Consider the following 7,367-nt stretch of genomic DNA (forward strand, 5'->3'; position numbering starts at 1 on the left):
CCCCGGCGCCCCCCCGGCGCGGGGGCGCCGCGGCCCACCGCGTGGTGTCCTGGACGGTGGTCCCGGACGGAAGGGTCAGCGGCCGAGCGGGATGCCGTTGACCCCGAGGCCGCCCTGGGCCAGGCCGTTCACGGGCAGACCGCCGAGAAGGGTGCCGACGGGGTTGGAGACCAGGTCGCCGAGCGGGCTGGAGGCGCGGACGGCGTCCAGCGCGTACGGCGTGGTGAACTCGACGGTGTCGACCGCGCTTCCGGCGGCCGTGGCAGCGCCGGAGAGCGGCTGCGGGAGCTGCGCGGCGGCCTCGTCCAGGGGCAGCGTCTTGGTGACGGAGCCGACGGCGTCGAGCGCGGCACCCGTGTCGGGGACGGCGGGCGCGGCGGAGGCGGTGCCCGCGGCGGCTGCGGCGAAGGCGGCGCCGAGGGCGGCGGCACCGAGGGTCTTGGCGGCGGACTGCTTCATCGGGATCTCGTCCTTGGGGACTCGGGGATACGGGATACGGGGAACGCAAGGTTTCTGAGCGGCTCTGCAAGGTAGTCAGCCGCATACCCGGCCCGCAAATACCCGGCGGCGGTCGGAAACACGTGTTCCCGACCGCCCCGCATTTCCCCGGATTCCCGTTGTTCGATCCGTGAAGCGTGCGTTCTAGCTGGTCACAGCGGTCTGACGGAACAGCCATTCGGATTTCAGCTCGGCATATCCGGGCTTGATCACGTCATTGATCATGGCCAGTCGTTCATCGAAAGGAATGAATGCTGATTTCATCGCATTGACTGTGAACCACTGCATGTCGTCGAGCGTGTACGCGAAGGCGTCGACCAGCAGCTCGAACTCCCGGCTCATGCTCGTGGCGCTCATCAGCCGGTTGTCGGTGTTCACCGTCGCGCGGAAGTGCAGCTTGCGCAGCAGCCCGATGGGGTGGTCGGCGATCGAGTCGGCGGCGCCGGTCTGGAGGTTGGAGCTGGGGCACATCTCCAGCGGGACGCGCTTGTCCCGTACGTACGCGGCGAGCCGGCCCAGCTTCACCGCGCCGTCCTCCGCGACCTCGATGTCGTCGATGATGCGCACGCCGTGGCCGAGCCGGTCGGCGCCGCACCACTGGAGCGCCTGCCAGATGGAGGGGAGACCGAACGCCTCGCCGGCGTGGATCGTGAAGTGGTTGTTCTCGCGCTTCAGGTACTCGAACGCGTCGAGGTGCCGGGTGGGCGGGAAGCCGGCCTCGGCGCCCGCGATGTCGAAGCCGACGACGCCCGAGTCCCGGTAGCGGTTGGCGAGTTCGGCGATCTCCAGGGCACGGGCCGCGTGCCGCATCGCGGTGAGCAGCGCGCCGACGCGGATCCGGTGACCGTCGGCGCGGGCGCGCCGTTCGCCCTCGCGGAAGCCCTCGTTGACCGCCTCGACGACCTCTTCGAGGGTGAGCCCGCCTTCGAGGTGCTGCTCGGGCGCGTACCGCACCTCCGCGTAGACGACGCCGTCCTCGGCGAGGTCCTGGGCGCATTCGGCGGCGACCCGGACGAGGGCGTCGCGGGTCTGCATCACGGCGCAGGTGTGGGCGAAGGTCTCCAGATAACGCTCCAGCGAACCGGAGTCGGCGGCCTCGCGGAACCAGAGACCGAGCTTGTCGGCCTCCTGCTCGGGCAGCGCGGTGTAGCCGGTCTCGCGGGCGAGTTCGATGATCGTGCCGGGACGCAGTCCGCCGTCCAGATGGTCGTGGAGCAGGACCTTGGGGGCGCGGCGGATCTGGTCGGCGGTGGGCGGACGGTACGTCTGGCTCGTCATCCGTGAACTCTAACGCCTCTCCCCCTACGCGCGTAGAGTACAGCTGGACGATACGTAACAGTGACCGCGCGGACGGGTGGCGTACACCTGCCCTTCTGAGACTGTTCTGTTATGGGACAGCAGGCGGTTCCCGCCCCGGGGGGACGTACGGCAGGCCGGGACGGTGGGGCACGCGCGCGCCGCGCGGAGCCACGGGCGCGACTGGGACGGGCGGTCGCCGCACCGGCCGCGGACGCGGCGGTGGGGGGTGTGATCCTCATCCTCCCTTCGGGTGAACCGGTCTCGGCCAAGGGCGCCTCGCTCCTCGCCCATGTCCGGATGCTGCCGCTCGCCCGCTCGCTGGCCTCGGCGGGCGCGCCGGAGGGGCTGGTGGCGCATGTGGTGCGGTACGCGCGGCGCGGCTGGAACGGTACGGAGGCGCATCTCGCCGCGGACGCCCGCTGGGCGGCGGAGGAGGTCGTACGGCGGTACGGGGACGTACCGGTGTGTCTGGTGGGGCACGGGATGGGCGGCCGGGCGGCGCTGTGGGCCGCGGGCCACCCGGCCGTCAACTCCGTTCTGGCGATGGCTCCGTGGCTGCCGGAGGACGACCGGGCCGCCGAACCGGAGCCGGTACGGCAGCTCGTGGGGCGCCGGGTGCTGATCATGCACGGCACCACCGACGCGCGGACGGACCCGGAGCTGTCCTACCGGCTGGCCGAGCGCGCCAAGAAGACGAGCCGCGACATCTGCCGCTTCGAGGTCCACTCCGACGGTCACGCGCTGCGCCAGCACCACGCCGAAGTCCTGGCGCTGGCCTCGGACTTCGTGCTGGGCTCGCTGCTGTCGCGGGCGTACTCGCGCCCGGTGGCGGACGCGCTGGCCGCGCCCCCGCCGCTGGGGCTGCGGATGCCGCTGGCGGCGGGGTTCGGCCGGTCGCTGCGGCCATGAGCGGCCGTACGGGGTGAGGTGGGTGCCGTGGCCGTCCGCAGGGGCAGGGGTGGTCATACGGGCAGGAGCTGGCCCCGGCGCGAGAGCAGGAAGCGTTTGAAGGCGGCCACCGGCGGGGTGTCGGGGTGGCCGTCGAGCCAGGCGACGCCGATCTCCCGTACCGCGCGCGGCGCCGTGACCGTCAGCTCGACGACCCCCGGGCGGGCCACGGCCGGGGGCGGCAGCAGCGCGACCCCCAGGCCCGCGGCGACCAGCCCGCGCAGCGTCTCGGCCTCCTCGCCCTCGAAGGCGACGCGCGGCCGGAACCCCGCCTCGGCGCAGAGGTCGTCGGTGATCCGGCGCAGCCCGTACCCCGGTTCGAGGGTGACGAACGTTTCGTCGGCGGCCTCGGCGAGGCGTACCCGGCGGCGCCGCGCGAGCCGGTGGTCGTCGGGGACCACGAGGCGCAGCCGCTGCTCGTCGAGTCGGCGGGCGACCAGGTCGGGGGCGTCGGGGACCGGCGAGGTGAGGCAGAGGTCGAGTTCGCCGGCGCGCAGCCGCTCGATCATCGCCTCGCCGTAGTTCTGGACGAGCTGGAACCGGATCCGGGGGTGGTCGGCGCGGAAGGCCCTGATCAGGCCGGGTACGGTCTCCGAGCCCATGGTGTGCAGGAAGCCGAAGGCGACCTTGCCGGAGGCCGGGTCGGCGTCGGCGCGGACGGATTCGGCGGCGCGCTCGACCTCGCCGAGGGCGCGTTCGACGGAGCCGAGGAAGGCCCGGCCCGCGTGGGTGAGCGCGACGGTGCGGCCCTTGCGGGCGAACAGGGCGACGCCCAGGTCCTCTTCGAGCCGGACCATCGCCCGGGAGAGCGTGGACTGGGGGACGCCCATGTCCTGCGCGGCGCGGGTGACGTGTTCGTGGCGGGCCACCCCGGCGAAGGAGGCGAGACGCGGGGCGAGGACGGCGGACCAGGATCCGGGGTCCAGGTCGGCGACGGCCGGGGGCCGGGGTCCCGTGTCCCGGTCCGTGGGCCTCGGGGAGGTACCCGCCGACGTCCTCGGGGCCGCGCCGGACGCCCCCGCGGCGGCGCCCGACGACGTTCCCCGCGCCGCGCCCGACGACGTTCTCGGGGGCGTGTGATCCATGTCCTGTTCGTCACTGTTCCGTGACAGGTCGGGCCGTGACCTCTGCTCATGCGCCATGGGAACGATTATCGCCATTCCATGCATTGGACGCATGAGAACGCGGTACCTATGTTCGACGTATGCCTTCAGTCAGTACCGAGGCGCCCGTCACCCCGGGTGCCTCCGCCGCGCCGTCCGCTCCGGATTCCTCGGATTCGCTCCTCTCCCCCGGTCTGCCCGGCTACCGCCGGATGAGCTTCGCGCTCTTCGCCGCCGGGGTCGCGACCTTCGCCCTCCTCTACTCCACGCAGGCGCTGCTGCCCGCGATCTCCGCCGGGCTCGGCGTGACGGCGGGTCAGGCGAGCTGGACGGTCTCGGCGGCGACGGGCGCGCTCGCCGTCTTCGTACTGCCGCTGAGCGCGCTCTCGGAGCGGTACGGGCGCCGTACGGTGATGACCGTCTCGCTGGTGGTCGCGGTGGCGGTCGGGCTGCTGGTGCCGTTCGCGCCGAACGTCGAGTCGCTGGTGGCGCTGCGCGCCGTGCAGGGCGCGGCGCTGGCCGGGCTGCCGGCCTCCGCGATGGCGTATCTCGCGGAGGAGGTACGGCCGAAGGCGCTGGTCGCCGCGATCGGGCTGTTCGTCGCGGGCAACAGCGTCGGCGGCATGAGCGGCCGGATCGTCACCGGCTGGGTCGCCCAGCTCTGGGGCTGGCGGGCGGCGCTGGGCGCGGTCGGTCTGATGGCCGTGGCGTGCGCGGTGGCCTTCCGGATCCTGCTCCCCAAGGCGCGGCACTTCCGCCCGCGTTCGCTGAGCCCGCGCGGGCTGGCGCGGACGGTGGGCGGCCATCTCTCCGATCCGCTGCTGCGCCGGCTGTACGCGATCGGCGGGCTCTTCATGGTGGTGTTCGGCGCCGTCTACACGGTGATCGGATACCGGCTGGTGGCGGAGCCGTTCAGTCTGCCGCAGGGCGTCATCGGCTCGATCTTCCTGGTCTATCTGGTGGGTACGGTCTCCTCGGCGGCGGCCGGCCGGCTGGTCGCGCGGCTGGGGCGGCGTGGCGCGCTCTACCTGGCCGTCGGGACGACGACGGCGGGGCTGCTGCTCTCCCTGTCGGACACGCTGGCCGCCGTGCTGCTGGGGCTGGTGCTGATCACCGCGGGCTTCTTCGCCGGTCACGCGGTCGCCTCGTCCTCCGTGAGCCGGACGGCGCAGACGGCGCGCGCGCAGGCGTCGGCGCTCTACCAGTCGTCGTACTACCTGGGCAGCAGCGCGGGCGGCACGCTGGGCGCGGTGGCCTTCCACGCGGGCGGCTGGGCCGCGACGGTGGCGCTGGGTCTCGCGGCGGTCCTCGGGGTCGTCTCGATCACCCTGTACGGGACGCGGGTCGCGCGGGCGGAGCGCGCCGAGCGGCGCCTGGCGCTCTCGTAGACGCTCCGGCGCTCTCGTAGCGCTCCGGCCGCTCCGTAGAACGCCCCGACGCCTTCCTGGACGCCTTGGCGCTTTCGTGGAAACCGTAAAGAACGGCCCGATTGCCTCGCCCCACAGCGCAACTGCCCGCCCCCCTCGGCCGTCTAGCCCCCCAGGACGCGCCTTTCCGGCGGCGCGCGGTGAAGGGGCGGGGACGTATGGCTCGCAGAGGACTGATAACGCGCAGAGGGGCCGTGGCGGCGGGGATCGCGGGGCTCGTCGTACCACTGGCCGTGTCGGTGGCGGGCGCCGCGCCCGCGCAGGCCGCGTCGTGCACATCCGGTACGGGTCCGTACCAGAAGCAGGTCGAGAAGTTCCTGGGCCGGCCGGCGGACGGCAAGCAGTCCACCGCCGACTGCACGGCGACACGGGCCTTCCAGACGAAGCACGGCATCACCCCGAACATCGGGTACGCGGGCCCCGTCACCTGGGGCGTGATGGACCTGATGAACAAGCAGAAGGCGGCGGGCAAGACCCCCAACGCGGCCGGAAAGTGCCCCACGAACAAGGGGCGGATCGCCTGCGTCGACCTCACGCGGCAGCTCAGTTGGGTCCAGGACGGCAAGAAGCTGGTGTACGGCCCGGTGCCGGTGCGCACGGGCCGCAGCGGCTACGGGACCAGGACCGGGCTGAAGAAGATCTACTGGCGCCACAAGGACCATGTCTCCTCGATCTACGACGTACCCATGCCGTACAGCCAGTTCTTCGACGGCGGCCAGGCGTTCCACTCGGTGGGCGTCAGCATGTGGAACCCTCCGGGCTCCCACGGCTGTGTGAACATGACCAAGGCCGACGCGGTGAAGTACTGGTCGCTGCTGAGGAACGGCGACGAGGTGTACGTGTACGGGCGCAAGCCGTGAACCTGAGCGTCGGAACCTGAGCAAACGGTGAATCCGCGCCATTTGTCGGCGCGGGACGGCGGCTTCCGGGAGACTGGATCAGGACGGGACCAGGACTGGAATCGACGGGCTGCCGGGGTGACGCCGTGAGCGAGAGTGCCGCTACACAAGATCTGGACGTGCGGCTGGAGAAGCACCGTACGGAGCTGACCGGCTACTGCTACCGGATGCTCGGTTCGGCGTTCGAGGCCGAGGACGCCGTCCAGGACACGATGGTGCGCGCGTGGAAGAGCTACGAGAAGTTCGAGGGCCGCTCCTCGCTCCGGTCCTGGCTCTACCGCATCGCGACCAATGTCTGTCTGGACATGCTCACGGCGGGCAACCGCCGGGCCCGCCCGATGGACCTCAGCGGACCGACACCGGTGGCGCAGGCCCAGCTCAACCCCCAGCCGGAGATCGTCTGGCTGGAGCCGGTGCCGGACGGCCGGGTCCTGCCCTCGATGGCGGACCCGGCGGAGGCCGCGGTGTCCCGGGAGACGATCCGGCTGGCGTTCGTCGCCGCGCTCCAGCACCTCCCGCCGAAGCAGCGGGCGGTGCTGATCCTGCGCGAGGTGCTGGCGTGGAAGGCGAGCGAGGTCGCCGAACTGCTGGACACGACGGTCGCGTCGGTCAACAGCGCGCTCCAGCGGGCCCGCGCGACGATCGCCGAGTCGGAACCGGCCACGACGGAGACCTCCGACCCCCTGGACGAGGAGCAGAAGGCGCTGCTGGAGCGGTACGTCACGGCCTTCGAGGGCTACGACATGAAGGCGCTGACCGCGCTGCTCCACGACGACGCCAAGTTCACGATGCCGCCGTTCGACCTGTGGCTCCAGGGACACGACGACATCGTGGCCTGGATGCTCGGCCCCGGCGCGGCGTGCCGCGGCTCGCGGCTGCTGCCGACGTTCGCCAACGGCACCCCGGCCTTCGCCCACTACAAGCCCACGGAGTCGGGCGACGGCTACATGCCGTGGGCGCTCCAGATCATCGAGATCGAGGACGGCCGGATCTCCACGATGCACTGCTTCCTGGACACCGCGCGGTGGTTCCCGCTCTTCGACCTGCCGATGCGGCTGGAGAAGGAGTAGCCGGACGCCGGGGGGGGGGGGGGCGGAGCCGGGGGCGCCCCCCCCCCCGCAGGGGAGGCCCGGTGTGGGGGCGGGGGGCGGGGCCCCCCCCCGGGGGCCCGGCGGGCGCGCCGCCCGGGAGAG

7 protein-coding genes are annotated in these 7,367 nt (G+C 72.5%); 4 read left to right on the forward strand and 3 right to left on the reverse strand.

Translation table 11 applies throughout. The annotated features are described in order from the left end of the window. Positions 1-75 precede the first annotated feature (75 nt). On the reverse strand, positions 76-459 hold the full coding sequence (locus tag ACFXPK_RS32015; RefSeq protein WP_385005945.1) for an ATP-binding protein: 384 nt from the start codon (positions 457-459) through the stop codon (positions 76-78). Between the two features lie 183 nt (positions 460-642). Next, positions 643-1,776, reverse strand: coding sequence for an adenosine deaminase (locus ACFXPK_RS32020; RefSeq protein ID WP_385005947.1), 1,134 nt, complete (start codon positions 1,774-1,776; stop codon positions 643-645). A gap of 201 nt (positions 1,777-1,977) precedes the next feature. On the opposite strand from ACFXPK_RS32020, the gene ACFXPK_RS32025 reads away from it, so the two are divergent. Continuing rightward, positions 1,978-2,706, forward strand: a complete 729-nt coding sequence (locus ACFXPK_RS32025) for an alpha/beta hydrolase (protein WP_385005960.1) — start codon at positions 1,978-1,980, stop codon at positions 2,704-2,706. Positions 2,707-2,759: 53 nt separating this feature from the next. Here the strand turns inward: ACFXPK_RS32025 and ACFXPK_RS32030 are convergent, their stop codons facing one another. Next, on the reverse strand, positions 2,760-3,830 hold the full coding sequence (locus tag ACFXPK_RS32030; protein WP_385005950.1) for a LysR substrate-binding domain-containing protein: 1,071 nt from the start codon (positions 3,828-3,830) through the stop codon (positions 2,760-2,762). 119 nt (positions 3,831-3,949) lie between these two features. Here ACFXPK_RS32030 and ACFXPK_RS32035 point away from each other — a divergent pair, with 119 nt between their 5' ends. The 3 genes from ACFXPK_RS32035 to ACFXPK_RS32045 all read left to right on the forward strand — a co-directional run bounded on the left by ACFXPK_RS32035 (position 3,950) and on the right by ACFXPK_RS32045 (position 7,244). After that, the gene (locus ACFXPK_RS32035) at positions 3,950-5,236 is read left to right on the forward strand and encodes an MFS transporter (RefSeq protein WP_385005952.1); all 1,287 of its coding nucleotides are present in this window, start codon (positions 3,950-3,952) and stop codon (positions 5,234-5,236) included. A gap of 197 nt (positions 5,237-5,433) precedes the next feature. After that, complete coding sequence (locus tag ACFXPK_RS32040) at positions 5,434-6,135, forward strand: L,D-transpeptidase family protein (protein WP_385005954.1); 702 nt, start codon at positions 5,434-5,436, stop codon at positions 6,133-6,135. Between the two features lie 125 nt (positions 6,136-6,260). After that, positions 6,261-7,244 (forward strand): sigma-70 family RNA polymerase sigma factor, encoded by a 984-nt coding sequence (locus tag ACFXPK_RS32045; protein ID WP_385005956.1) that lies wholly within the window; start codon positions 6,261-6,263, stop codon positions 7,242-7,244. Positions 7,245-7,367: the final 123 nt, after the last annotated feature.

The sequence above is a fragment of the Streptomyces sp. NPDC059142 genome (genome assembly GCF_042755665.1).
GTDB lineage: Bacteria > Actinomycetota > Actinomycetes > Streptomycetales > Streptomycetaceae > Streptomyces.